This is a genomic window from Arthrobacter sp. EpRS71, assembly GCF_001512285.1.
Taxonomy (GTDB): domain Bacteria; phylum Actinomycetota; class Actinomycetes; order Actinomycetales; family Micrococcaceae; genus Arthrobacter.
The window spans coordinates 922,470-947,096 of record NZ_LNUV01000003.1 but is presented as its reverse complement, the minus strand read 5'-3'; the positions used below and the strand labels follow the sequence as shown (position 1 = coordinate 947,096).

23 protein-coding genes and 1 tRNA gene are annotated in these 24,627 nt (G+C 62.1%); 11 read left to right on the top strand and 13 right to left on the bottom strand.

The genetic code is table 11. The annotated features are described in order from the left end of the window. Positions 1-144: 144 nt before the first annotated feature. Together AR689_RS07145 and AR689_RS07140 are read left to right on the top strand one after the other, a co-directional pair. Positions 145-1,182 (top strand): LacI family DNA-binding transcriptional regulator, encoded by a 1,038-nt coding sequence (locus AR689_RS07145; protein WP_062068443.1) that lies wholly within the window; start codon positions 145-147, stop codon positions 1,180-1,182. Further along, the gene (locus AR689_RS07140; protein ID WP_062068441.1) at positions 1,179-1,931 is read left to right on the top strand and encodes an alpha/beta hydrolase; all 753 of its coding nucleotides are present in this window, start codon (positions 1,179-1,181) and stop codon (positions 1,929-1,931) included. The genes AR689_RS07145 and AR689_RS07140 overlap by 4 nt, the downstream gene beginning before the upstream one ends. 27 nt (positions 1,932-1,958) lie before the next feature. Here AR689_RS07140 and AR689_RS07135 read toward each other — a convergent pair whose 3' ends face one another. Both AR689_RS07135 and AR689_RS07130 read right to left on the bottom strand, forming a co-directional pair. After that, positions 1,959-2,732, bottom strand: coding sequence for a sugar phosphate isomerase/epimerase family protein (locus tag AR689_RS07135; RefSeq protein WP_062068439.1), 774 nt, complete (start codon positions 2,730-2,732; stop codon positions 1,959-1,961). Between the two features lie 226 nt (positions 2,733-2,958). After that, entirely contained in the window at positions 2,959-3,813 is an 855-nt protein-coding gene (locus AR689_RS07130; protein WP_011776307.1) for a LysR substrate-binding domain-containing protein, read from the bottom strand. Between the two features lie 178 nt (positions 3,814-3,991). Here AR689_RS07130 and AR689_RS07125 point away from each other — a divergent pair, with 178 nt between their 5' ends. Beyond that, positions 3,992-5,377, top strand: coding sequence for an MFS transporter (locus AR689_RS07125; RefSeq protein WP_062068437.1), 1,386 nt, complete (start codon positions 3,992-3,994; stop codon positions 5,375-5,377). 53 nt (positions 5,378-5,430) lie between these two features. On the opposite strand, the gene AR689_RS07120 is transcribed toward AR689_RS07125, so the two are convergent. From AR689_RS07120 to AR689_RS07095, 7 genes are all read right to left on the bottom strand, one after another. Next, complete coding sequence (locus AR689_RS07120; protein WP_062068435.1) at positions 5,431-6,588, bottom strand: N(5)-(carboxyethyl)ornithine synthase; 1,158 nt, start codon at positions 6,586-6,588, stop codon at positions 5,431-5,433. Further along, positions 6,585-6,719: a hypothetical protein gene (locus AR689_RS23640; RefSeq protein WP_011776304.1), complete on the bottom strand. Its 135-nt coding sequence runs from the start codon at positions 6,717-6,719 to the stop codon at positions 6,585-6,587. Before AR689_RS23640 ends, AR689_RS07120 begins: the two co-directional genes overlap by 4 nt. A 213-nt stretch (positions 6,720-6,932) precedes the next feature. Next, positions 6,933-7,006: transfer RNA gene (locus tag AR689_RS07115), tRNA-Gly, on the bottom strand. Between the two features lie 860 nt (positions 7,007-7,866). Next, positions 7,867-8,253, bottom strand: a complete 387-nt coding sequence (locus tag AR689_RS07105; RefSeq protein ID WP_082697837.1) for a Panacea domain-containing protein — start codon at positions 8,251-8,253, stop codon at positions 7,867-7,869. A gap of 120 nt (positions 8,254-8,373) precedes the next feature. Then, positions 8,374-8,511: a hypothetical protein gene (locus tag AR689_RS22980; RefSeq protein WP_156424536.1), complete on the bottom strand. Its 138-nt coding sequence runs from the start codon at positions 8,509-8,511 to the stop codon at positions 8,374-8,376. A gap of 154 nt (positions 8,512-8,665) precedes the next feature. Then, the gene (locus AR689_RS07100) at positions 8,666-9,619 is read right to left on the bottom strand and encodes a hypothetical protein (RefSeq protein WP_062068429.1); all 954 of its coding nucleotides are present in this window, start codon (positions 9,617-9,619) and stop codon (positions 8,666-8,668) included. 230 nt (positions 9,620-9,849) lie between these two features. Then, positions 9,850-11,358 carry a M15 family metallopeptidase gene (locus tag AR689_RS07095; RefSeq protein WP_062068427.1) on the bottom strand — a complete coding sequence of 503 codons (1,509 nt, stop codon included), beginning with the start codon at positions 11,356-11,358 and terminating at the stop codon, positions 9,850-9,852. Between the two features lie 214 nt (positions 11,359-11,572). Between AR689_RS07095 and AR689_RS07090 the strand changes: the two genes are divergently transcribed. After that, positions 11,573-12,016 (top strand): SRPBCC family protein, encoded by a 444-nt coding sequence (locus AR689_RS07090; protein WP_062068425.1) that lies wholly within the window; start codon positions 11,573-11,575, stop codon positions 12,014-12,016. Between the two features lie 79 nt (positions 12,017-12,095). Here AR689_RS07090 and AR689_RS23510 read toward each other — a convergent pair whose 3' ends face one another. Next, positions 12,096-14,108 carry a CAP domain-containing protein gene (locus AR689_RS23510; protein ID WP_231745458.1) on the bottom strand — a complete coding sequence of 671 codons (2,013 nt, stop codon included), beginning with the start codon at positions 14,106-14,108 and terminating at the stop codon, positions 12,096-12,098. 108 nt (positions 14,109-14,216) lie between these two features. Here AR689_RS23510 and dcd point away from each other — a divergent pair, with 108 nt between their 5' ends. Then, complete coding sequence (gene dcd / locus AR689_RS07075; RefSeq protein WP_011776299.1) at positions 14,217-14,792, top strand: dCTP deaminase; 576 nt, start codon at positions 14,217-14,219, stop codon at positions 14,790-14,792. A 99-nt stretch (positions 14,793-14,891) separates the two neighbouring features. On the opposite strand, the gene AR689_RS07070 is transcribed toward dcd, so the two are convergent. The 3 genes from AR689_RS07070 to AR689_RS07060 all read right to left on the bottom strand — a co-directional run bounded on the left by AR689_RS07070 (position 14,892) and on the right by AR689_RS07060 (position 18,047). Beyond that, a complete protein-coding gene (locus AR689_RS07070) occupies positions 14,892-16,091 on the bottom strand; it encodes a cation:proton antiporter (protein ID WP_062068421.1) in 1,200 nt (399 codons plus the stop codon). A 5-nt stretch (positions 16,092-16,096) separates the two neighbouring features. After that, complete coding sequence (locus AR689_RS07065; protein WP_024818355.1) at positions 16,097-16,579, bottom strand: cation:proton antiporter regulatory subunit; 483 nt, start codon at positions 16,577-16,579, stop codon at positions 16,097-16,099. Between the two features lie 64 nt (positions 16,580-16,643). Next, positions 16,644-18,047 carry an MFS transporter gene (locus AR689_RS07060; protein WP_062068420.1) on the bottom strand — a complete coding sequence of 468 codons (1,404 nt, stop codon included), beginning with the start codon at positions 18,045-18,047 and terminating at the stop codon, positions 16,644-16,646. Positions 18,048-18,249: 202 nt separating this feature from the next. On the opposite strand from AR689_RS07060, the gene AR689_RS07055 reads away from it, so the two are divergent. From AR689_RS07055 to mnhG, 6 genes are read left to right on the top strand one after another with little or no spacing between them, the layout of a single operon-like run. Continuing rightward, positions 18,250-21,267: a Na+/H+ antiporter subunit A gene (locus AR689_RS07055; RefSeq protein ID WP_062068419.1), complete on the top strand. Its 3,018-nt coding sequence runs from the start codon at positions 18,250-18,252 to the stop codon at positions 21,265-21,267. Further along, positions 21,264-21,764: a Na(+)/H(+) antiporter subunit C gene (locus tag AR689_RS07050; RefSeq protein WP_062068418.1), complete on the top strand. Its 501-nt coding sequence runs from the start codon at positions 21,264-21,266 to the stop codon at positions 21,762-21,764. The genes AR689_RS07055 and AR689_RS07050 overlap by 4 nt, the downstream gene beginning before the upstream one ends. Continuing rightward, positions 21,761-23,374 (top strand): Na+/H+ antiporter subunit D, encoded by a 1,614-nt coding sequence (locus AR689_RS07045; protein ID WP_062068417.1) that lies wholly within the window; start codon positions 21,761-21,763, stop codon positions 23,372-23,374. The genes AR689_RS07050 and AR689_RS07045 overlap by 4 nt, the downstream gene beginning before the upstream one ends. Further along, positions 23,371-23,937, top strand: coding sequence for a Na+/H+ antiporter subunit E (locus AR689_RS07040; protein WP_062068416.1), 567 nt, complete (start codon positions 23,371-23,373; stop codon positions 23,935-23,937). Before AR689_RS07045 ends, AR689_RS07040 begins: the two co-directional genes overlap by 4 nt. After that, complete coding sequence (locus tag AR689_RS07035) at positions 23,934-24,212, top strand: MrpF/PhaF family protein (RefSeq protein WP_062068414.1); 279 nt, start codon at positions 23,934-23,936, stop codon at positions 24,210-24,212. The genes AR689_RS07040 and AR689_RS07035 overlap by 4 nt, the downstream gene beginning before the upstream one ends. After that, positions 24,202-24,594: a monovalent cation/H(+) antiporter subunit G gene (gene mnhG, locus AR689_RS07030; protein WP_062068412.1), complete on the top strand. Its 393-nt coding sequence runs from the start codon at positions 24,202-24,204 to the stop codon at positions 24,592-24,594. The genes AR689_RS07035 and mnhG overlap by 11 nt, the downstream gene beginning before the upstream one ends. The last annotated feature ends 33 nt before the right edge of the window (positions 24,595-24,627 follow it).

Sequence of the window (24,627 nt, the reverse complement as noted above, 5' to 3'; positions counted from 1 at the left end):
TCTGTCATGTGGGAAAGCGCATTCCCGCTGCAATCGATCATGCACTATGGCGCGCCGTGCTGGCAAGCGCTTTCCCAAAATTCTGCGAGAACTGCCATAATTTCCTTAGCGCCAGTCCCGACGCTTGCAGAAAAGGAGGGCCCCGTGGCCGCCAGCACACTGAGTGAAGTCGCCCGTATGGCCGGGGTCTCCCTGGCCACGGCATCCCGGGTCCTTAACGGCTCCACCCGCAAGCCGGCCGAGGACATCGCCGAGCGCGTCCGCGAAGCCGCCGACAAGCTGGGCTATGTTCCCAATGCGCAGGCGCAGGCGCTCGCAAAGTCCAGTTCAGGGTTGATCGGCCTGATTGTCCACGACATAGCCGATCCCTACTTCTCCGCCATCGCCCGCGGCGTCCAGGAAGCAGCCCGCCAACAGAACCGCATGGTCCTGCTGGCCAGCACATCCGGTGCCCCGCACGACGAAAAGGAAGCAGTAGCTGCCTTCGCTGCCCGCCGCGCCGACTCCATCGTGATCGCCGGCTCGCGCTCCGTCCGCCCCGAGGACAAGCAGGGAAACACTGAACTCGCCGCCGAACTGGACCGCTACTGCCGCAACGGCGGGCACGTGGGAGTGGTGGGCCACCCGGTAGTTGGAGCATCCACCACCGAGGGCTACCACGTGGTGAAAGTCCCCAACGAGGAACTCGCTGCGGGGCTGGCCGCCGAACTGGCCGCGACCCACCACGGCGAATTCCTGATCGTTGCCGGCCCCGAAGGGCTTTACACCTCCGACGACAGGGTTCGCGGATTCCAGCGAGGACTAGCAGACGCCGGCAGGCCCACAGCGGAAATCATCCGCACCGGATTCAACCGCGCCGGTGGATACGAAGCCGGCCTGGCGCTCGCAGACCGGATCAAGGCATCCCCGGAACGGCTGTGCATCTTCGCGGTGAACGACGTCATGGCCATTGGCGTTACCGCTGCTCTCCGACCCGAAGGTGTGTGGATTCCCCGGGACGCCACGATTGCCGGCTTCGACGATATTGAAACCCTCCGCGACTTCCGGCCCGCTCTTTCAACGGTGCATCTGCCGCTCGAGGACATTGGACGCCTCGCCGCAGGAGATCCTGACACCCCGCCCGTCAGCGGCGCGGTCAAGCTCCGCCGCAGCACTGAAACCCCGGTGGAATCGCAGGTATGACCACCGCGGAGGCTCAGGCGCCCCAAGCGCTCACGGTGATTCCCGCCGTCGGGCCTTCCGGTCTGGCGGCGCCCGCAGCCCTGGTTCTGCCCGGCGGAGGCTACGCGAAAACGGCAGACCATGAAGCCGAACCCGTGGCAGAGTGGCTCGCTTCGCTGGGGATCCACGCGTTCGTGCTCCGATACCCAGTGGCACCCCATCGGCACCCGGCGCCGTTAGCCGCCGCCAAGCAATCCATGATCTGGATCCGCAGCGGAGGACACGGGCTGAAGGTTGATCCCTCGCGTGTGGGTGTCCTCGGGTTCTCGGCTGGTGGGCATCTCGCCGCAACTTTGTCTGTGCGGGTGCCAACGGGCGAGCCTGCGCTGGACATCAGCGAGTCCGTGCCGGACCTCAGTATCCTCTGCTATCCGGTCATTTCCTTCGTGGATTCGGTGCACCAAGGGTCCGTGGACAACGTGGCCGGCGAGGGAGCGGGGCCTGAAATCCTGCGGCAGCTGTCCGCCGAACTGCACGTCACCCCGGCAACACCCCCGGCATTCCTCTGGCACACGGCCGACGACCAATCCGTCCCTGTCAGCCACAGCCTGGCCTACGCGGGAGCGCTGAGCAGGGCCGGAGTTGCCACGGAGCTGCATGTGTTTCCGAACGGCATCCACGGCATCGGCCTGGCAGCAGGCGCGCCCGGCGCCGAGCAATGGACCGGGCTCTGCGCCGCGTGGCTCCGCCGGATGGGTTGGGCTGTATAGCCCGGGCAGCGTGGTCCGCCGGAAAGGTTAGTCCTCGCCCAAAGTGATGGTGTGCAGGAAAGCGGCGTCGTTGAGCACGTTGTCCGGAAGGTCGTCCTCGACGAATTCCAACATGATGTCCATGTCCTTGCCGTTGCCCCGCAGAACATCGGTGACGGTCTGCCACAGCAGTTTCCGGTTGCGCAGCGGGAAGCGCTCGGCCTCCGGCCCCCACGAGAAACAATGCACGCCCACCACATGCGGCAGGACCTGGTGGAGGGACTCCAGCGCCTGCTGGTCTGAAAGTCCGACGGCGGGCTGCCAGTAAGTGCCGACGTTGGCGTGGTTGACCCGGTTCAGGAGGTCGAGGGTGGTGGCGGGGGAGTCGGTGAGAGTGTTGCCGTGGTACTCGAAAGCAATGGCCACGCCGTGTTCAGAGGCCAGATCGGCAATGCGTTGCGTGTCCTTCACCACTGCATCCCAGTGCTCCTGGCTCGCGCCGGCTGAGCCAAGCTCCCCGGCCCATACCCTGATCCTTGGGGCGCCGACCGCGGTGGCAAGGTCCAATGCCCGCCCGAAGTCTCCAAAAGCGCCGCAACGGTAGTACGAGCCGAGCGATAGGACTGTCAGTCCGGCGGCTTCAGTGGCGGCCTTGGCGTGCGCGGCGGAATCAACATCACTCACATGGACGTCAGTACCCCACTCGATGCCGGCAAGGCCCGCATTCGAGGAAATCCGGACCACCTCGTCGATCCCGTGCGAGCGAAGGGTGACGGAACAAATGCCCGGCGTGAGGTCAGCCAGAGTGGTGAGGTCGATCATGCTTCACAGGATACCGGGAATGCGCTTACCCGGTAAGGGTGTATCGCCTGTTGAGCATTTCCGAGCCCGCTCCCGCCGGTCTTGCGCGCCCGTTCCCGCCGCGCGCACCCCTCAGGCAGCGACACCGCACCCGCTCCCGCCACACGCACCAGAGGTTACGGGTGCGCACTGCGGAAACGGGTGCGACGCACTACGCGAGATCAAATCGGCCGAGCCGCCCGGACCACTAGTTCGACTTACTCAACGTCCGCCCCATGATGGCCTGGGTGAGGGCATCGATCACTTCGGCGTTGGCCAGCGGGTTGCGGATCAGGGTGAAATCGACGTCCCCCACGGGCGGCAGTCCGAACCTCTGAGTGATGACTTTCAAGTCCTCGGGAACCAGCGACGCCGGCATCACCGCCACACCAATGCCTGCCCGGACTGCGGCAAGCACCCCGCTGATTTGCTTGGTGCTGCACGTGATCCGCCAGGTCCGGCCCTCGGCTTCCAAAGCATCGATGGCGAGTTTTCGGCTGAGGCTGGGCGCGGGGTAGGCGATGAGCGGGACGGGTGCGCCGGGTTCAAGGACGGTCTGCTCGACGCCCACCCAGGCGAAGTTGTCGTGCCGGACCACCGTGCCTTCCTTGGCTCCGGCTACCCATTTCACGAAGACCAGGTCCAGTTGACCGGCATTGAGCCGCTTGTAGAGCTGGTCGCTTTGGCTGACGGTGAGCTCCAGGTTGATTTGCGGGTAGAGCTGCCGGAACTCTCGGAGGATGCGGGGGAGGCCCGTAATGGCGAGGTCGTCGGCGGTTCCAAATCGGAGGCGTCCGCGCATGGCAGAACCCGAAAAGTAGCGGGCGGCGGAGTCGTGGGCGGCAAGGATGCTGCGGGCAAAACCGGCCATGGCATCGCCGTTATCGGTGAGCCGGACTTCGCGCGTATCGCGGGCAACCAGCACCCTTTTGGCGGACGCCTCGAGCTTGCGGACATGCTGGCTGACAGTGGGCTGCGCGAGCCCAAGACGCTCTGCGGCTTTGGTGAAACTCAACGTTTCCGCGACGGCCAAAAAGGAACGGAGCTGGACAGGTTCGAACACGGAACTCCTAAAGCGCAGGTCAGCGCCGGGCCGGAGTACTGCGCCGCTTTCCTTGGTGCCGCAAGCAGCTCATTGCATTCCGCAATGCTAGTTATAGGCGCAATACGCTTCCATAATTGTTGCTGGCAACCTTAGCGTTAAACGCATCCCACCGAAACTCTCCATCCGAGGACTACCTTTGGCACCCCCACCGCCTTCAGCGGCAAACGTCAGCCAGCCCGTCATCGATTCCCTGTCCGCACCTCCGCCCGCGGACACCGTCACCCAGCCACTCGCCGTCGTGAGTGAAAAGCTGCCCTGGCGGCATACCTTCATCTCCCTGAAGGTCCCCAATTTCAGGATCTTCGCGATCGGCCACTTCATTGCCGTGATCGCCATCTGGATGCAGCGCATCGCCCAGGACTGGATGGTGCTCCAGCTGTCCGGTTCCGTCACCGCCGTCGGAATTACGGTGGCGCTGCAATTCATGCCGTCGCTTTTCCTTGGCCCGTGGGGCGGCATGATCGCCGACCGCTTTGCCAAGCGAAAGATCCTCATCATCTGCCAATCGGCGGCAGCGGTACTTGCCGCCCTGCTCGCGGTGCTCTCGCTGAGCCAGCGCGTTGAGGTCTGGCACGTTTATGTGATCGCGCTGGCGCTGGGCTTCGTAACGGTTCTGGACCAGCCGGCCCGGCAAGTGTTCGTCAACGAGCTGGTGGGCCCCAAGTACCTGCGGAACGCCATCAGCGTGAACTCCACAACGTTCCAGCTGGGCGGACTGATTGGCCCCGCCCTGGCCGGTGTGCTGCTCACCGCATTGGGTGCCGGCTGGGCCTTCGCCGCGAACGCGGTGGCATGCTGCTCCACGGTGGCCATGCTGCTGATCCTCCGCAAGGACCAGTTGCACCTGAGCCAGCCAACTCCCCGCAAGAAGGGGATGCTGCGCGAAGGCCTCAATTACGCGCTCAGCAAGCCCACCATCTACTGGCCGTGGTTGATGGCCGGCTTCGTCGCAGTTTTCGCCATGAGCTTGCCCGTGCTGCTGGCTGCTTTCGCGGACCACGTGTACGACGCCGGCGCCGGAGGCTACGGCCTGCTGAACGCCATGGTTGCGCTCGGTGCACTCGCGGGAGCGGTTGCGTCCACCCGCCGCCGTCAGCTGCGGTTGCGGTCGGTGGTGACCTCTGCCGGGCTGTATGGCCTGATGCTCTGCGTGTCTTCGCTCATGCCAACCATGGTGTGGTTCAGTGTCACCATGGTCCTCGCCGGATTCTGGTGCCTGATGTTCCTCACCGCCGCCAACCAAATGGTGCAGACCAGCTCCAACATGAGCATCCGCGGACGCGTCATGAGCTTGTACCTCGTGGTGCTGATCGGTGGGCAGGCAATCGGTGGACCCATGATGGGTTGGCTCGCCGAGCATCTCGGACCCCACTTGGCCGTCCTGATCTCCGGTGGTGTGCCGGCCATCGCGGCGGTGGTAGTCGCCGTCGTCCTGGCCCGGAAGTCATCCCTGCACATCAAAGTGGACCTGCGGGATCGGCGGCGGGTGCTGCGGATCGTGCAGGAGCCGCAAACGGTTTAAAGTGAAGCGCCCCCGGCGAGACGGGGGCGCTTCATGGTGCGTCGAGCTGGTGGCTAGGCCACTGGCAAGTGTGGGTATTCCGCTGAGCGTCCCTGGAACTCCAGGACGTCCGGATTGCGAATAACGCCATCGCGTATTTCGATGGCGCGGGAGACGGTCTCGTTGGCATCCCATCCGTCCGGTCCCGCCACCACGGTGTCCAGGAACGGAAGCAGGGCCTCGCTGATTTCCCAGCTGGCCGAATTCCACAGGTAGGACGGGCTGTGGTCCACGGCGTAGTAATTGACGTGCCCGCCCACGCGGAACATGGGCTCGTCGAACGTGGTGGTCCGCGCCCAGCTGAAGCCCATGCCTTCGTCACAGGACACATCCACAATCAGGCTGTCCGGTTGGAATTCCGTCAGGTCTTCAGTGCGAAGGTACGTCAGCGGGGCGTTCGGGTCCTGCAGGGTGCAGTTCACCACGATGTCCGCAGCGGCCAGGAACGGCGCCAAGGGCTTGCGTCCCTTGTCGGTTATGACTTCGCTGAGGAACGGCGCCTTGCTGTCATGGTCGAATTGCACAATCCGTACTGAATGGATCGGAGACCCGACGGCGGCGACGCCCCGGTTGGTCAGGACCTGGACGTCGTGGATGCCATGGGCGTTGAGCGCCGTGACGGCGCCGCGGGCCGTGGCACCGAAGCCAATAACGACGGCGCTGAGCCGGCGGCCATAATCGCCCGTGGAACCCGTGAGGGCCAGAGCATGGAGTACGGAGCAGTATCCGGCGAGCTCGTTGTTCTTATGGAAGACGTGCAGGCCGAACCCGCCGTCGCCCGCCCAGTGATTCATGGCCTCGAAGGCGATGAGCGTGAGCTTTTTGTCAATGGCCAACTGGGTGATGGCCCGGTCCTGCACGCAGTGAGGCCAGCCCCACAACGTTTGACCGTCGCGGAGTTCGGCCAAATCCTGGGCCTGCGGCTTCGGGAGCAGGATGACGTCGCTGGTGGCGATCAACTCCTCGCGCGTCCCGAGCCCGCCCACCAAGGATTCAAGTGTGCTGTCCGGGACACCGAACCGCTCGCCGTAGCCGTGCTCAAAACGAAGCTGCCGGCGAACTTCAGGAGCGATGCGCTCCAAATGCTGCGGGTGGATGGGCAAGCGGCGCTCATTGGGCTTCAGCGAGGAAGCGAGGACGCCAACGCTCAGCTGGCCGTTTGGTGCGGTCACTTCTTATTTCCGGTGGAAGGCTTTGCGGCCTCGGTGGCGGAAGACTCGGAAGCCCGCTTATCCGCGCGTTTTTCCTTGATGGATTTGCTGGATTTCTTCGATGCAGTTTGGCGCGGTGATTTGTCGCCCATGATGGCTCCCTTAGAGCGGAGCCGCGATGGCTCCTGACTCCTGACGATACACCTCCCCGGAAGGCGCTGTGGCCGGAGTCACCAAGGCGGGAGCGTTTTTTCGACGGCGCGGCCGCCCTCTCAGGTGACGGCCGACGTCGATTGGTGAGTACCGGCGTCGAGCGTTCAGTTTGAGACAAAAGAAACCCCGGATCACTGGATCCGGGGTTTTCTTGGAGCGGGCGACGGGAATCGAACCCGCGTATCGAGCTTGGGAAGCTAGCGCTCTACCATTGAGCTACGCCCGCGCTGCAGGGCATCAGCCAAAAAATTGGTCAATAATCCCTGATGAAACAACGAGGTTTACATTACCTCAGTCTGCGAAGTACTCGTAACCGCGACATGCGTGGCAAGGAGTAGTCGTGACGGGCTGATCAAGTGGAACTTAGGCAGGATGACTGAAGACACACTTCGTTTGCCTGAGGTGGAGGGGAACCCCGCCTGGGAAGGCATCGAGGAGTACATGAAGACGCTTTCCCACTTGCTGCGCCATCCCGCAGCATCGGCTCTCGGTTCTCATAGAGGAAGTTGGGTTCTTCGTAAAGAAGTGGCGGACGCATACTTGACAGTAGCGTCCGCTACTCGTTGCTGGAGGCACGTTTGGAGCACCTTGAGAGATATGCCCTAAGTAGCGGCTACTTGTCCCCTTCGAGAACGGCATGTTTACGGTCCCACCAGATCATCTCGAACACGCCGTTGTTGAGAGTTCCCCATAGCCGCTCTTTTCGGCTAAGGCGGAATCGGTAAATCTGCGTTAGGTCCCCATGTCCGATTTCCGCGAGCCGATTCTGAGCATCTTTCACTAGATCGCTAACGTCTTGCCAGTGTGATCTAGCTGCGCCCTTGGGGCCAGCCGTCTCAGTCTTAATAGTTCCCCATGTTTTGCCGTGCATAGCGCATAAGAACTGGAGCAGCGAGCGTGATTCTTCTGCGGTTAGATGCCAGTCCCAAAGCCCCTCGTATTCGGCATCAATAAAGTTCGCACGATACGCGAATATCATGTCGTTAGTTGCTGGAGGCGTGGCTGCGCTAACCGGGACATTCTTGCCGTTCTTATTCGGCGTATGCCCTGTCTTGACCTGTTTGCCGTTGCCTTTACCGCGCCTCACTAACCGTTGTTGAGTGCGTCGAAGAACTCCTGCATCGAATCCAAGTCGATGGCTGCGCTGCTCCGACTGCCTTCAGGCAGTCCCGAACGTGCGTCCATCCACGGTGATTCATTGTGCGTCATATCGCTGAGCTGCTGGGCGTTGTACTTGCCGTAGGCGTCGTACACGGCATCGATGGTCTCGCGCTCATCAGGGGTGAGGTTGTCCACGTTGCCATCAGGCCAGTCGCTGACGACAAACCGTCCCTTGTGCGCTTTGAACAGTTCGTACACGACAGGACCGTTCATCCACGCCTGAATCTCTTCGTGAAAGAGCGGCTTACCATCCCATGCAAGGGACCAGCCCTGACTGTAGTAGCAGAGCTTTTGCAGCTTCATGGTGGTCATTTGGCTTTCGTGCTGAAGCACGTAAGCGGCCACATCATGAACACTTGCCACGTCCGATCACCCCTTCTTCTTCTCATTTATTGTAGCGGTCTTGGAGTTAGTGGCGTGAGCTGTTGGCCGTCACACCACGGCTTCGGAGGTGAACCACTGAAGCAGCGTCTTGACTGCCGGCTCCGCCGCTTCCTGCTTAATCGCGAGTTCAGGGCCTTGGTGTCCGCCGCGACGGTCAGCCTGCCCGGCCAAGAAAGACTTTTCCATCAAGCAGGCACGCCGGAAAGTGGGTCGTATTGGTCGAATTCGAAAGGTCAAAGCAAGTGGTTTCCATACATCTGTGGTCACGGTTTGCAGTCTGCCATTGAGGACTGACAATAATGCCGAGCGAGGTTGGTGGAGGGGACACGACCCGATGGCATCACTCTGGCGTGAGTTTTGTACTGGTACCTGATGCCACCACAAAGTCGGACGAGAACCACTGCACGAGCGGCACGGCCAGCATAACGGCGGCTTCAGCAGCTGCTTGAGATATCGCGGCTCCAGTGACAACCTCGTGGTCCCCACCGTGACGATCAGTCTGTCCGGACCAGAGCGTTTTGAGCATTGCAACCAGGGTCTGCCCGTTACTGTAGTGCTTGTCTTCCCGCTGGAACTTGAGTGTCCAATCTGCGGCGTCATATTTTGTGCTATTCAACTCACGAATCACAGAACCGAGGGTTCTATGGTCGTTCGGCTTTAAGGGGATCTTGGGGAGAGCCGCATCCTCAACAGACTTCACTGCTAGCCCGTATGCTTTCGCTGGATCAGGCTCAAGCCCAAACGCTGCTCCCCAAGCTTCAGCTAGTCGTTTTCCCGCATGTCCAGAACTGCGCATCGCTTCGTCTGCCCCAAGCTGAACCCCTTCAGGTACACGCTGAACTAATCCAACTCTGTCTGCGGCGCGTATGCCAATAGTCCATTTCGATCCGGACTTTCTCAGTGTGGATTCCAGTTGTCCAAATAGGTGATCTCCATCATCCATCGCATCCTTCAGGGATTCCCAACCCCCCAGTTTTTCTAGGCTAGCTAACGACAAAAGGTAGTCTGTGAGCATCAAGGAATCATCGCTCGACTTGAAATGTGCAATCACAGAGGACGCGAGACTAAGGGTGCTTGCGCTCTGCGGCGGGGTGATGACCGTCCGCAATTCTTGCTCAATGCTGTGGAAACGACGCATCGGCTTATCTGCACTCCCGAAAACTACTTCCAGGATGTCATACTGCCAAGCCCTGAGTGCTTTTCCCATCCACTCAGGCACTCCGTCATGGAGAGCACTGTAGAGGTTCTGCGGGTCGTGCTGTTTGCCGAACGGGAGCCATGAATCGAGGGTCATGAATACAGGATGCCAGATTATTCGGGCACCTTTCTGGCCCTACTTCATGGAACTCGTTGCGAAACCAGGCATTGGCGTTTTGGCAGCATTGTGCCTGCCGCACATTCTAGGGGCCGTGGGAATATTGACCGAGGCCGCCCGATTTGCCCGGGAAAAATCCCCCGAGCGAGTCCTAGCTTAGCGCAGTTGCGGGACTCCTCTTGACCAGCGCACCGCGTGCCCCTTAGGCCCTATTTGAAGAGCTTCATGCCATTCCAGCCCTTACCCACCTGGCGCTGCGCACCCCAAACCCCGGCCCCCAAGGCGTAATCGACGAGTAGTCCGTCCACGGTATGGGCAGTGATGCTGCGCGTTCCCGGACCCGACAAACCGAAGCTCGGAACCAGCGCTTTCATGGTGCCCCAGCCGGAACCAATGGTGGCGGGCAGGCCCGCAAAGCCGCCACCGCCGTTGCCGGGGTAGCTGAGAAGGTGCCCGGAGGTGGTGGTGGCCAGGATGTCGTTGGCGCCGTCGGCATTCCAGTCGGCCATGGTCAGGCCCATTCCCGCCCAACCGCTTCCAATGTCCACGCGGTAGATCAATGCCCTGCCCAAGGTATTCGGGTAGTAGCGCAGCCCGCCATCCGGGAAATAGCCAACCACCCCTGGGAAGCGCTCCGCAGCGGACCATTTGCCCACGGTGATGGTCATCTTGTCCCAGTCACCCGTTCCCACCACGATCTGAGTGGAGAAAGCGCCGCCAGGCCAGCCAGTGAACAAGCCCAAAGTGCCGTTATTCCACTGCGCCAGAATGTCGTAGACGCCGTCAGAGTCCCAGTCCACTACGAAGGCCTGCTTCAAGCCTTGCCAGTTGGAGCCGATCACCGTGGGAACGCCATAGCCGCCGCCACCGTGTGCGGGGTAGCGAAGGAGTCGGCCGGAAGAGTCAGCGGCCACCAAGTCCGCGCCGGAGGTGATGCTCGCATACGCAGAGGGGTTGCCCGCAAAATACTGTTCCATGGTGGGGAAGCCCCGGCGTTTCATATCCGTGGCCAGATCCACGCCGACATAACGCAGGTGCCACGGCTCATAGCTGTAACCCGTGATGTTTGCATAGCCGTTGGGGTAGCGGACAATGAAGCCGTATTTATGGGCATTCGCGGCCACCCAGATGCCCGCAGCCGTATCCCCAAAACAGGTGCTGAGCCCGCAAGAACCGTTGGCGTTGCCCACATCCACGGCCAAGCCGGTCTGATGCTCGCTGTGTCCCGGGCGTGCCGAAATGAGATCCGCCTGGGCCTGGCCATAGATACTGACGTAGTAGGAATAGACCTGCTGCTGCTGAGCATAGGAACGATACCCGCTCACCACGGCAAGGCCGCCCGTGCCGGCATCAGCTGCACCTTGGAACAAACCATTGAGCCAAGCCGCAGCCTCGGCCCGCAGATACTGGCCGGAGCCGCGGGCGTTGACCAAGTCACCGGGAGCGTAGCTCACTGGGTTCAAGGGCCGCGACTTATTGACCAAGACAGAGAAATTCGCAGGGTGGACCACAGGATCGACGCTCGGCAGCGGATTCGCTGCGGTTGGTACCGCTGCTTGAACGACGGCGGCGGGTGCTGCCGTGGCAGGGACCTGCGCTGCCATGGCAGGGGTCCCGGCCACAACGCCGCCAGCCACCGCCAGACTGAAGATCGCAGCGCAAGCTGCCAGTCGTCGTCGTACGTTCCTCGCGGAACCCGAATGATTTTTCCCTCGCATAACGCCCCCAATTTGCTTGTTGCCAGCCGCAGGAACTCTACCGGGGCGGCGGTCGCATGTCAGCAGTGCCCCGCAAAATGGCAGATAACCATTCGGTCAAGGCTCGGCTGTCTTGTGTCGCGGGCACCCCGCCGCTGTCTATTCTGAAGTTGTTAGCTGCAGCGTATGGGGAACCGGGCTACGAATATTCAAACGTACGCCGAAAGAGGTTCCCGTGGCATTCGCAGCCAATGAAGTGGTGATCAGCAGGGACGCCATGACCGTTTACGGGTTCCTCATGGACGGGATGAACAACGCCCTGTGGCGCTCGGGAGTTCGCAGCATCGCGCTTCGCTCCGGCGTTCGCGGCCAAAAAGGCGCCCTCTACCAACAGACGCTGACCGGCCCCGGCGGCCGACCCGTCGCCGCAGACTTCAGGATCACGGACGCCCGCCCCGGAGCCGAAGTCCGCTATGCCGTGGTGACTGGACCAGCAAGGCCCACAGGCGGTTTCTACCTCAGCACCGAGGGCAACACCACCCGCCTCCGGTTCGCCCTTGAGTACCATCCCAAGGGCCTGAGGAAGCTCATGAACGGCATCATTCAAAAGGCCCTGGAGGGCGAGGTAGCGCAGCTGGAACAGCTCAAGGTCGCCATCGAATCCCACGCGGACGACTAGTCGCGGCTTAGGGCTTTCGGCTTGCGGCTCGTGGCGTACGACGCCGACACCCGGGTTGGGTGGGTCAGTTCCCAACGCTTTATTGGGCGAACTTCAGCCCGCCCCAGCCGATGCCGATGGTCACCGGCGTTGTCAGCCGCCCGGTGTTGAGATCCCAATACTCAACAACACCGTTGCGGTTCAGCCCGGCGATGCCCGTCGAATCGGGACCCGTCACCCCACGCAGGGCCCGCAACCCGATGTAATCCGTCCACTCCGAGCCCACTACCGGACGTGATTCCTGCTTCGGCGTACCCAGTCCACTACCCCGATACAGGCGGAGGGTGCCGTTGGCTTCGGTGGTGAGCAGATCCTGGAAACCGTCGGCGTTGTAATCCACCATGCTGAGCCGAATCGCAGGGAAGCCCGTACCGATCGCCGCCTGCGACCGGATGTACGCCAGGCCCGCGTTCTTGTACAGGTACAGGTTGCCGCCCGAATCCATGGCAACAATCTGGGGAAGCCGGTTGTTGGCGCACCAGGTGCCGACCGCAATGTTCAGCGTCCCCCAGCCTTGGCCCAGCGCAACCGGATCCTTGAATCCGCCGGATTGAAGACCGGGATACACCAGGAGGGCCCCATCAAACCTTTGGGAGATCAGGTCAAACACGCCGTCACGGTCCCAGTCCGTAATGAAAAGGTCCTTCAGCCCGGTGAACCCGACGCCGATCCTCTTGCCTCCGCCGTACCGGCCGCCACCCCACGAGGGGTACGCCACCACTGAACCGTCGGCGGCGATCGAAACGAGGTCAGCTGCGCTGCTGATCGATGCCCCGCTCAGATTAAGGGTGGGTGGTTGGTGCTTGCTGCCCGGTTCGCAGACAGCCACGGGGTCTGTAGGGGGTGGGACCGTGCCTCCCGGTCTGGTGGTGGTACCTGCCGGCAACGACGTGTAGCCAAAGAAATTCACCACACCCCAGAGCGTGAAGCGGTTGGGGGTGGTCTGCCAATTGCCGTCCGTGTACGTGATGCCGATGCCCATGACGTTGAACCGGGGATCACGCAAAAGGGCATCGTGCCCAGGGGAGCCCTTCCACCACTCCACCAGCTGCGCCGCGTCCCGGTCCCAGCGAACAGCGATCACCTCACCCGCGCCATTATTTGGATTGAGGGCCCTGGGATCTGTCCAGAAATTGGCGCGGTGCTGGATCACCTCACGCGTTGCAATGTTGTTGGACCAGTCCTGGGCCAGGCTGGCCACCGTTGCGTGGTACTTCACGGGAGCCAGGCCAAGTGACGCGCGGTAGCTGTTGATCGCGTTGAACACCGTCAGGATGGCTGCCGCGTTGCTGTCAGGGAGCAGAGCCAAGGCGCCGTTGTCGGGACTGACGTCGCCGCTGGGGCTCTTGCCGGGGAACGGCGTGGCCGGTGCGGGGGCCGGTGCAGGGCCTGGGTTGGCGGTTTCCGTGGGCGTGATGGCCGTGGGCGTCGGAGTCGCGGCCGGTGCGCTCGGTGTCGGCGTGCTCGGGGTGGGCGTGCTAGCCGTCGGTTCGGATGATGCGGTTTCGCTGGGGGAAGCTGAGGGGGTTTCGCTCGGGGAGGCCGGGTCTGTGGGAGAGCCTGATGCGCTCGGCCCTGCAGCCGGCGCGGTCGGCTGCATTTCACTCGGGAGTGCGCCAGAGGTCCCCTGGGGAGTCGGTTCCGTTGCTGGTGGTTCGGTAACACCAGTGTCCGAGGGGTTGTCCGGACCCCACGAGGGCCCAATGGTGGGCACAGGCGGCGGAGTTTCAAAGACAGGATCCACAGCAACGGGTCCGCTGTCCGAACCGGTTCCCGGGGCTACCCCTGGTGTCGGCTCCAAAGGCCCGGCGTCCGGGGCGGGCACTGTGGCTGGCTGGGATGCGTTGCCGGCCGCCGGGAAGGGCGCGGACGGTGAGGGGTCCGCCGTCGTGCTTTCCTTCGGTGCCGTCAATCCTGACGGGACAGCTGCCGAAGGGGCGGAAGTCGGGCCGGGATGTGTCTGCGTTGCGGGGAAAATCTGGCTGGAAGCAGCCACCCCGAGAGCCAGCGTGCAGGCCAGCACAACAGCGGCAGGCGCAGCCAGTTTTCTCACAATTACCCCGCGAATGCTCGTTGCCCCAAGTACGGGCGCGGTTCTACATGTCCGGGAACTATAGTCCCATGGGGCGGCGCGGACAATGCATGGGGTATTTTTGATGCTGTGCTGATCTCTGACCGCGATATTCGTGCCGAAATAGACTCCCAACGGATTGTTCTTGAACCGTACGACCCCGCGATGGTTCAGCCGTCCTCCGTGGACGTGCGGATTGACCGGTTTTTCCGGCTCTTCGACAACCATAAATACGCCCACATCGATCCCGCCGAGGAACAGCCGGAACTGACCCGGTTGGTGGAGGTGGAGGGAGACGAGCCGTTCATCCTGCACCCGGGGGAATTCGTGCTCGGCTCCACGTACGAGACTGTCAGCCTGGCCGACGACATTGCTGCGCGCCTCGAGGGGAAGTCATCCTTGGGTCGCCTCGGGCTGTTGACGCACTCCACGGCCGGCTTCATCGACCCCGGCTTCTCAGGTCACGTCACTTTGGAGCTCTCCAACGTTGCCACGTTGCCCATCAAGCTGTGGCCGGGCATGAAGATCGGCCAGCTGTGCTTCTTCCGGCTGACGTCCTCAGCGGAGCACCCCTACGGTTCCGGCGAATACGGCAACCGCTACCAAGGCCAGCGTGGACCCACCGCGAGCCGCAGCCACCAGAACTTCCACCGGACGTCCATCTAGCCTCTTCCCCGTCGCCGCCGAGGGGTTGGTTCTCGGCACTTTGGGGGTGTCTTTGGGGTGAGATCCCGCCCCTCGATTCGGGGGTGTGTGACGCGTTTGCTACGCGGGGGCGCGCTCGGGCGTACGCGGTGGGGCTCCCGGGGTTTTCCGGATGGCCTTGACCACCGGTTCCACGAAGCGGGCCGCAAGTGGACCGAGAATGGCCATGATGAGGACATAAGCCGTAGCGAGTGCCGCGAGTTCGTCGGGCACCGCGCCCGAAGCAACAGCCAGCCCCGCAATGACTATGGAGAACTCACCACGGGCGATCAAGGCCGCTCCTGCGCGGAAGCGGCCCGGCACAGCGATGCCGGCGCGCTTGGCGGCCCATATTCCCGTGAGCATCTTGGTTGCGGCGGTGAGGACTGCCAGCACCAGAGCCCATCCAAGGACCGGCGGTATCGAGGTGGGGTCCGTGTTGAGCCCGAACGCTACAAAGAAGATCGCCGCAAAGAGGTCCCGCAACGGTTCCAGGATCCTGGTGGCGTTGTGTGCCGTCGCGCCTGAGATGGCGATGCCCAACATGAAGGCTCCCACTGCGGCCGACACTTGGAGGGCGGAGGCAATGCCCGCCACGAGGAGTGCAAGGCCCAGCACGTTGAGCAGGAAAACTTCGGAGTTCTCGCTGTGCACCGCTTGTGAGACGCGGTGGCCGTGTTTGAGGGCGATGACCAACACCACCGTGACCACGGCGAGGGCAATGCCCACTGTTTGCAATCCGCCCAGGAACCCTACACCGGCAAGGATGGCGGTCAGGATGGGGAGGTAGATGGCCATGGCGAGGTCTTCAAAGACCAGGATGGAAAGCACTACGGGGGTTTCGCGGTTACCGATCCGGCCGAGGTCGGTGATCACCTTGGCGGCGATTCCGGACGACGAGATGTAGGTGACGCCACCCATGACGATTGCGCCCACGAGCCCCCAGCCCAGAAGCAAGGCCAAGCCCGCGCCCGGGATGAAGTTGAGGACAAAATCCATGACGCCGGCCTGCCAGGACCTCCGAAGGCCCGTGACGAGCTCCGATGCCGTATATTCCAGTCCGAGCATAAGCAGCAGGAGGATGACGCCGATTTCTCCTGAGAGATGGGCGAACTCGTGCATGCCATCGAGCTTGACGAACCCGCCGGCTCCGAAAGCCAGGCCCCCCACCAAGTACAGAGGAATGGGGGACATACCTATACGGCCCGCTAGTCGAGCAAGGAGACCGAGGCAGAAGACGACGGCCCCCAGTTCAACGAGGGCTAGTGCGAGCGGATCCATTCCGGTTAGCCGTTGCGCAGGATGTCGGCCGCCGAGTCAAGACCTTCCTGCGTGCCGACCGCTACGAGCAAGTCACCAGTGTGAAGTACGACGTCGGGTGCCGGCGACGGGACTACCTCGCCTTCGCGCATGATCGCAACGATGGACACGCCACTGCGCGTGCGTATCTGTGCCTTGCCCATGGGCTGGTTTGCGAAGGGCGATTCAGGGGTGATGGAGAACTGGCGGGTGACGATGCCCGGTATCTCGCGATGCTCCTCAGCCAGACGCATGGCAATGTGCTGACCACCCAGCAGGTTCCCCAGGGTCGACGCTTCATCGGCCGTCAACGGGATGGATGCTTGGCATGTGTCAGGATCATCCCACGTGGACACAAAAAGTTCTGTCTCGCCCTCACGAAGTTCCACGACACCGATTCGACGGCCCGAGGCCGTGACGAAATCCTTGCGGATCCCGAGGCCCGGGAGTTCTGTCTCATCCACGTTCATAGCTCCACCCTAACTCTGTTGTATAGATCTGGTTCGGCGTTTGTGCTCAGCCAGGTCTATGTAGTTAACGCTCTGGGACCACAGCTATTTCCACCTCTGCCGGTGGTTTCACCGGCAGGATCACCAGCAGGCCCGCAAGCAGCACCACCATGATTCCCAGGATGCCCCAGCGCTGGGCTTCACCTTCTGCAACAAGCGGCGCGGCAATGGTGATGCACAGTGTGAAGAGGGTGGGGGCGAGGAAGCTGACGGCTCTGCCCGTTGTGGCGTAAAGCCCAAAGAGTTCACCGGATTCCCCGGCGGGGGCGAGCCTTGCCAGATAGGCGCGTGAAGACGATTGGGCCGGCCCCACGAACAAGCAGAGCAACAGGCCGAAGACCCAGAACGTGGACGTTCCGGGCCAGGCGTTTCCGAAGAAGACGTAATCGCCGTTGCCGAGAACCAGGATGGCCGTGCCCGCGATAAGGAGCCCAACCAAGGAGAGGATGATGACGGACTTGGGCCCGATCCTGTCATCCAGGAAGCCTCCGGCGATGGCACCCGCGGCAGCTACAACGTTGCCGAAGATGGCGAAGAAGATGACGTCCTTCAGTTCGAAGCCGAAGGTGCCCGCGGCAATGACGCCACCGAAGGTAAACACGGCCGCCAGGCCATCGCGGAAGATAGCGCTGGACAACAAGAAGTAGATGGTGTGGGGACTGGTTTTGTAGATCGCCCTGATGCGGCGGAACAGCAACTTGTACGATGCCGCAAAACCCAGGGAGGCGGTGTCTTTCTTTACGGAAACTTCCGGCACGGCGAACATCACGGGGAGGGCAAAGATGAAGAACCACAGGGCGGAGAAGATGGCAACGAGGCGGATGTTGAGGGAGTCCTGTGTTGACGAACCGAACCAGTCAAACGAAGGCTGAACAAATAACTGCAGGACAAGGAGGAGCGCCACGATTCCTCCGAGGTATCCCATGGCCCAGCCAAAGCCACTGACCCTGCCAATGTTCTTGGGGGTTGAGATCTGGGCCAGCATGGCGTTGTAGTTCACGCCTGCAAACTCGAAGAAGATGTTGCCGGCTGCGATCAGGCACACGCCGAGGAGCAGGAACTCAGGCTGCGGGAAAACGAAGAAGCACAGCGCGGTGAGCACCGCGGTGGCGGCGGTGTTGACGCCCAACCAGAGCTTGCGGCGACCTACGGCATCCGAACGCTGACCGGTGACAGGAGCCAGAAGCGCAATGGCGAGGCCTGCAATGGCCAGGGCGGCACCGAGGGCTGCCGAGGCAGCGTCCTCACCACCGAAGGCATTGGACGTCAGATAGACGGTGAAAACGAAGGTGGTCATCACCGCTTGGAAGGCAGCCGAGCCCCAATCCCAGGATGCCCAGGCGAGTATCTGCGCCTTTTTGGAGGCGACGGGTCCCGAGGCAAGCTCGGACGTCGGGTGGGAGGCTTCGGGAACTGCGGCCGCGTTCATAGCTTGAATGCTATAGGGACCGGGATACCCGCGGGCGCATGACAGACCGGGTTGTGGAGAACACCGCTTTAAGCCGTGCGCGCAGACGGGTTCCGATGCCGAAAACTGTCAGTCCGCCTTGATAAACTAGGTAAACCGAACCCAACGTATGACCGCCTGCTCCAACTTTTGACAATATGTTCCTGACTTTGCGGAGATAACAGTGATCACAGTTCTCGCCATCACCTTTGTAGCGGCAACTGTGGCGCCCTTGATCTTTGGGAAACTCGGGAGAAACGCGTTCTACGCTCTGGCAGCGGTGCCCGCAGGCGCATTTATATGGCTGCTGTTCCAGTACAACGCCGTATATTCCGGCGGAGGCATAGAAGAGGTCCTTCCGTGGATCCCCAGTTTGAAGCTGGAACTCGCCTTCCGCATGGATCCCTTGGCTTGGGTCATGTCGCTTCTGATCCTCGGCGTCGGATCTTTGGTGTTGGTTTATTGCGCCCGCTATTTCAAGAACAAGGACGCGGACCTCGGCGGATTCGGGGCTCAGCTCCTTGCCTTCGCCGGGGCAATGTTCGGTTTGGTGACGTCCGATGACCTCCTGATGCTGTTCATCTTCTGGGAGCTCACCACCATCCTCTCCTACCTGCTGATCGGCTATGCGCGCACCCGTTTGGCTGCACGCCGCTCGGCGTTGCAGGCACTCATGGTGACCACTGCAGGCGGGCTGGCTATGCTCGTAGGCCTCATCATCTTGGGCCAGGCTGCCGGCACATATCGGATCTCAACCATTCTGGACGAAGCCGGGACGCTCATGAGCGGACCAATGCAGGGAGCGGTGGCTGCCGCCGTCGTACTTGTCCTGGCAGGCGCGGTCACCAAATCGGCGCTTGTTCCGTTCCACTTCTGGCTGCCTGGAGCGATGGCCGCCCCCACGCCTGTCAGCGCGTACCTGCACGCGGCGGCGATGGTCAAAGCCGGCATTTACCTTGTGGCGCGCCTTGCGCCGGGTTTTTCGGAGTCGGAGTTCTGGCTTCCCGTGGTTCTGGGGCTGGGCCTGGCCACCATGCTCGTTGGCGGCTACCGGGCGCTTCGCCAAACCGACATTAAGCTCATCCTGGCTTACGGCACCGTCAGCCAGCTCGGATTCCTCACCATGGTGGTGGGGCTCGGCCGTCCCGATGCTGCCCTGGCCGGGCTCGGATTGCTGCTGGCCCACGGCTTGTTCAAGGCCGCGCTGTTCCTGGTGGTGGGCATCATCGACCACCAGTCGGGAACACGCGATATCCGCAAGCTCTCCGGTGTCTTCCGCTCGTCACGAGCCCTGGGTGTCGTGGCCGGAATTGCCGCCGCTTCCATGGCCGGCGTGCCGCCGTTGGCTGGTTTCGTGGCCAAGGAGTCGGTCTTCGAAGCCTTCGTCCACTACGGCACCGGCGATCATGCTCCAGCATGGGGTGTCTGGATCCTGGTTGGGCTGGTCATCGGTTCCATCCTCACTTTCGCCTACAGTGCCCGCTTCATGTGGGGTGCGTTCGCCGTCAAACCGGGCGTTGAACCCACACCTTTCAAACCCATCAAGCCCGCGTTCCTTGCTGCTCCGGCCATCCTCAGCCTGCTCACCATTGTGTACGGCCTTTGGCCGGCTCCCGTGGACACGTGGATCCAGCCTTATGCGGCGTTGTTCGCCAACCGTCCAGACGCGGTCGACGCCGGACACTTGGCTTTGTGGCACGGTGTCACCCCGGCACTGGGCCTGACAGCGATTACTTTCGCGGCCGGCGCTGCGATGTTCTATGGACGTAACCTCGTCTCCCGAGCCCAAGGCTTGGTCCCTGACTGGGTGGACGGCGACCGCGCCTACCAGAACACCATCGGCGCCCTGGACGATGTAGCGGTGTGGGTCACGGGCCGAACACAGCGTGGTTCCCTGTACTTCTACCTGGCAGTCATTCTGACGGTAGCGTTCGCTGTGCCGGCGACCGCCTTGATCATGGCCAACAAGCCGTTGCCGGACGGTATCTACCTCATTGACCCGAATTCGCCGCTGCAGTTGGTGGCTGGAGTCGGAATTGTGGTGGGTGCCTTGGCCGCAGTCCGTGCCAACAAGCGTTTCCTCGCCGTTCTCATGGTGTCCGTCACCGGCTATGGCATTGCCCTGATGTTCGCTTTGCAGGGCGCGCCGGACCTCGCCCTCACCCAGATGCTGGTGGAAACCATTGTGCTGGTGGCGTTTGTGCTGGCCATGCGCAGCCTCCCCGCAGAGCTCAGGGACAGGACCGGTGGCCGGCTCAGGGTGATCCGTGTGATCATCGGTGCGGCGTTCGGTATCACCATGATCTTTGTGGCGATCTACGCCATGGGCGCCCGCGTGGCTACTCCCATTTCACTTGATTTCCCGCGGTTGGCCTATGAAGGCGGCGGGGGACTGAACGTGGTCAACGTGACCCTCGTGGATATTCGCGCCTGGGATACCTTTGGCGAGATTTCCGTGCTGGCCATTGCAGCCACGGGTGTCGCCAGCCTGATATTCGTCCGCAGCCGTGGTGATCGCATCAAGACCTCGGAAGCTGTGCCGGAAGGCAGCGTGGGGCGCCGCACCGGCGTCGACCGCGATTCGCACGACGGCGCCTCGCTGGCCGTTGCCAAAAAGTTCACTGACGTCACCCGCGACGCGTGGTTGGTGGCGGGACGCACCCTCGCACCTGAGCGGCGCTCGATCATCTTTGAAGTGGTGACGAGGCTGATCTTCCACTCGATGATCGTCTTCTCCATCTACCTTCTCCTGGCGGGACACAATCTGCCGGGTGGCGGCTTCGCAGGCGGCCTCACCGCAGGACTGGCCCTCACCATCCGGTATCTGGCCGGTGGCCGATTCGAGCTGAGTGAGGCAGCGACCATCAGTGCCGGCACGCTTTTGGGGACGGGACTTGCGACGGCGGCAGCCTCCGGTGTTGTCCCGCTCTTCCTCGGCGGACAGGTATTCCAGAGCGCGATCATCGAGTTCTGGCTGCCGGTGTTTGGCGACGTCAAGTTCGTCACGTCCACGATTTTCGACATCGGCGTGTACATCGTGGTGGTGGGGTTGGCGCTGGACGTCCTCCGCAGCCTCGGTGCCGAAATCGATGAGCATTTTGAAGGGAAAGGCGCGCCGCTGGCGGAGGAAGATGCTGCCGAGCATCCGGAACTTGCCCACGAAGCCGCCGAGTCCGCTGCGCTCGGGAAGGGTAACTCATGAGCATCAACCTGACCCTGTTGATCGTCATGGGCGTCCTGTACGCCTGCGGCATCTACCTGATCCTCGAACGCAGCCTGACGCGCGTGCTCTTGGGTTTGATGCTCCTGGCCAACGCCACCAACATCCTCATCTTGAGCACCGGAGGTTACGCCGGCCTGGCACCGCTGTTCAGTAAGGAAACGAATCCGGAGACCTACAGCGATCCCCTGCCTCAGGCACTGATCCTGACGTCAATCGTCATTTCCTTCGCCGTCACGGCCTTCATGCTGGGGATCATCTACCGCACCTGGGTCCTGGCCCGCCAGGACGAGATCCAGGACGACCTCGAAGACGTGCGCGTGGCCAAGACACCAAGCTTCGACGCCGAGGACGACGCCATTGTCCCGCTGGAAACCTCGGAGTTCGCGGTCACTCCCGCAAGCTCGGCGGATCGCGAAAAACCGGACGCCACGGAGACCCCCAACAAGGCAACAACCCAGGAAGGAGGCAGCGCGTGAATCTCGCGAACCTGTCGCCGCTAGCTGTCCTCCTGCCAATTCTGGGTGCGGCCCTGGCGTTCCTGCTGATCCGTCACCACAGCGCACAGCGAGTGGTGAGCATTGGTATCCTCAGCGCAACCCTCCTGCTCGAATGCCTGCTCCTGATCTCTGTCTGGGACGGGGGAACCACCTCGGTCACTCTGGGCGGATGGCTGCCGCCGTGGGGCGTGGTCCTGGTGGTGGACCAGTTCTCCTCGCTCATGTTGGTGGTCTCCACCGTGGTGAGCCTGGCGGTGTTGATCTACGCAACGGGCCAGGGTATGGCCGACGGCGACCAAGAAGCCCCGGTCTCGATCTTCCACCCCACCTATCTGATCCTGGTGGCAGGCGTTTCCAACGCGTTCCTGACCGGTGACCTCTTCAACCTCTACGTTGGTTTCGAGATCCTGCTGACAGCAAGCTACGTCTTGATGACGCTGGGTGGAACGGGACCGCGCATCCGTGCAGGCGTCACGTACGTGGTGGTCTCAGTGGTGTCCTCCGTGCTGTTCCTCATTGCGATTGCCATGATTTACGGGGCCACCGGAACCATCACCATGGCGGACCTGGCCATTAAGCTGGCCGAGTTGGATCAAGGCACCCAGAACCTGCTGCACGTGATGCTGCTGGTGGCGTTCGGCATCAAGGCAGCCGTCTTCCCCCTGTCCTTCTGGCTTCCCGACTCTTATCCCACCGCCCCCGCTCCAGTGACAGCCGTGTTCGCGGGCTTGCTGACCAAAGTGGGCGTTTACGCCATGGTCCGCACGGAAACTCTCCTGTTCCCGGGGGACACGCTCAATATCCCGCTGATGGTGGTGGCGTTACTAACCATGGTTGTCGGAATTCTGGGCGCCCTGGCCCAGAGCGATATCAAACGTCTTCTATCCTTTACCTTGGTGAGCCACATTGGTTACATGGTGTTTGGCCTCGCCATGAGTTCCGTGGCCGGGCTGGGCGCAGCGGTCTTCTACGTAGCCCACCACATCACCGTCCAGACCAGTTTGTTCTTGGTCACGGGTCTCATTGAGCGTCGGGGTGGAAGCTCTTCCATTGACCGTTTGGGTGGCTTGGCGAAGCTCTCTCCGCTGCTGGCCTTGCTGTTCTTTATCCCCGCAATGAACTTGGCAGGCATTCCGCCGTTCTCCGGTTTCCTTGGAAAGCTGGGGCTGCTGCAAGCAGGTGTGGAGCTGGGGACGCCGTTGGCGATCACGTTGGTGGTGGGCGGCGTAGTCACCAGCCTGCTGACACTGCTGGCGATCGCCCGTGTCTGGAACAGGGCGTTCTGGCGCAAGCCGGAGGACGCTGAGTACCCGGACCCCGTGCTGAAAACCCCAGGGAACGTAGGAGTGCTTCCGCGGACCATGGTGGGATCCACAGCTGGGCTGGTGGTGTTCGGTGTTGCACTGACAGTCTTCGCGGGTCCTTTGTTCAAGGTTGCTGACGGCTCCGCCGGGATCATGCTGGACCGTTCGGCGTATATTCACTCGGTTCTGGGAGACTCCGTTGTGGTGCCACCGGTGGCTCAGAAGGATGAATCGCAGAATGACCAGACCCCAGCGGATGATGCACGGACGGCGGATGCCAAATGAGCCGTAAACCGATCTCGTTCCGCACTGAACTGCCCCTGCTCATCTGGCTGGTGATTGTATGGGGTGCGTTGTGGCGGGACTTCAGCCCGGGCAACCTCCTGTTCGGCGCCTTGATTGCCGTGCTGGTGGCCAAATTTTTCTACCTGCCGCCGGTGGAGCTCAGCGGCAGGTTCAACGTCCTGCGCGCCGTACCATTTGCCCTGATGTTCCTCGCCAAAGTGGTGGCAGCGAGCTTCCTGGTGCTGTACCTGGCGGTAGCCAAAGGACCCAGGGTCCGCAGCGCCGTCGTCGCCGTTCCGTTGCGGAGCCGTTCCGACCTCATGGTGACGGCCACCGGTCACGTCATCTCGCTGATCCCGGGCTCCCTGGTGGTGGAGGTGGACCGCTCCACTTCCACGTTGTACCTGCACGCACTCAACATTTATGAAGAGGCGGACATCGACAAAATTCGTCAGGAAACCCAAGACATTGAGGCAGGGCTGATCCGCATTATGGGTACGCGCGAAGAAGTCGAGGCCCTCAGCGCCGAACAGGGTCCCGGCTTGGAAGGTGCAGCGCTATGAAGGAAATAGTCCTGGTAGTTACCGCCGTGATCCTCAGCCTGGCCGCCGCGGGTGCGATTATCCGCATCGCCGTCGGGCCTTCCCTGTTGGACAGGGTCCTGGCATCAGATGTATTGCTGGCCATCCTCGGCGCGGCCCTCGCGATCGACATGGCGCTGAACAGGCACCTGAACAACCTGATGCTGCTGGTAGCCCTGGCAGTGATCGGGTTCATTGGCTCGGTGACCGTTGCCCGGTTCGTAGCCGAGAGGAGGGAACAGAGCAATGAGTCCTGACGCGTCCGGCCTTGACCTTGTCATTGATGTTGTCACCGCTGTGTTCCTGGTGGTGGGAGCCCTGATGTCCCTCGGTGCAGCCATTGGTCTGCTGAGATTTCCGGACCTCATGAGCCGCATGCACGCGGCCACCAAACCGCAAGTCCTGGGGTTATTCCTCATGTTGGCCGCAATCGGACTCCAGATGCGCACGTGGTGGGTGTGGCCGGTTCTGTTGGTGGCATGGATTTTCCAGCTCCTCACAGCACCAGTGTCCGCCCACATGGTGGGCCGCTCCGCCTACCGCACCAAGCATGGACACCGCGAAAAGCTCACCAAGGATGAGCTGGAGGCCGTGGTCCAAAGGGCGGCGGCCGGCCAGGAGCCCGGGAGCGAGAAGTAAACTGAGTTAAACGGCAACAAGCGCGGGTCCACT

Coding starts and splice junctions, on each gene's coding strand:
- mnhG (WP_062068412.1), top strand. CDS start 24,202: ATGAGTCCTGACGCGTCCGGCCTTGACCTTGTCATTGATGTTGTCACC.
- AR689_RS22980 (WP_156424536.1), bottom strand. CDS start 8,511: ATGGAAAAGTCTTTCTTGGCCGGGCAGGCTGACCGTCGCGGCGGACAC.
- AR689_RS07065 (WP_024818355.1), bottom strand. CDS start 16,579: ATGAACGTGGATGAGACAGAACTCCCGGGCCTCGGGATCCGCAAGGAT.
- AR689_RS07105 (WP_082697837.1), bottom strand. CDS start 8,253: ATGACCACCATGAAGCTGCAAAAGCTCTGCTACTACAGTCAGGGCTGG.
- AR689_RS07140 (WP_062068441.1), top strand. CDS start 1,179: ATGACCACCGCGGAGGCTCAGGCGCCCCAAGCGCTCACGGTGATTCCC.
- AR689_RS07135 (WP_062068439.1), bottom strand. CDS start 2,732: ATGATCGACCTCACCACTCTGGCTGACCTCACGCCGGGCATTTGTTCC.
- AR689_RS07060 (WP_062068420.1), bottom strand. CDS start 18,047: ATGAACGCGGCCGCAGTTCCCGAAGCCTCCCACCCGACGTCCGAGCTT.
- AR689_RS07070 (WP_062068421.1), bottom strand. CDS start 16,091: ATGGATCCGCTCGCACTAGCCCTCGTTGAACTGGGGGCCGTCGTCTTC.
- AR689_RS23640 (WP_011776304.1), bottom strand. CDS start 6,719: ATGGGCGACAAATCACCGCGCCAAACTGCATCGAAGAAATCCAGCAAA.
- AR689_RS07100 (WP_062068429.1), bottom strand. CDS start 9,619: ATGACCCTCGATTCATGGCTCCCGTTCGGCAAACAGCACGACCCGCAG.
- AR689_RS07095 (WP_062068427.1), bottom strand. CDS start 11,358: ATGCGAGGGAAAAATCATTCGGGTTCCGCGAGGAACGTACGACGACGA.
- AR689_RS07035 (WP_062068414.1), top strand. CDS start 23,934: ATGAAGGAAATAGTCCTGGTAGTTACCGCCGTGATCCTCAGCCTGGCC.
- AR689_RS07050 (WP_062068418.1), top strand. CDS start 21,264: ATGAGCATCAACCTGACCCTGTTGATCGTCATGGGCGTCCTGTACGCC.
- AR689_RS07040 (WP_062068416.1), top strand. CDS start 23,371: ATGAGCCGTAAACCGATCTCGTTCCGCACTGAACTGCCCCTGCTCATC.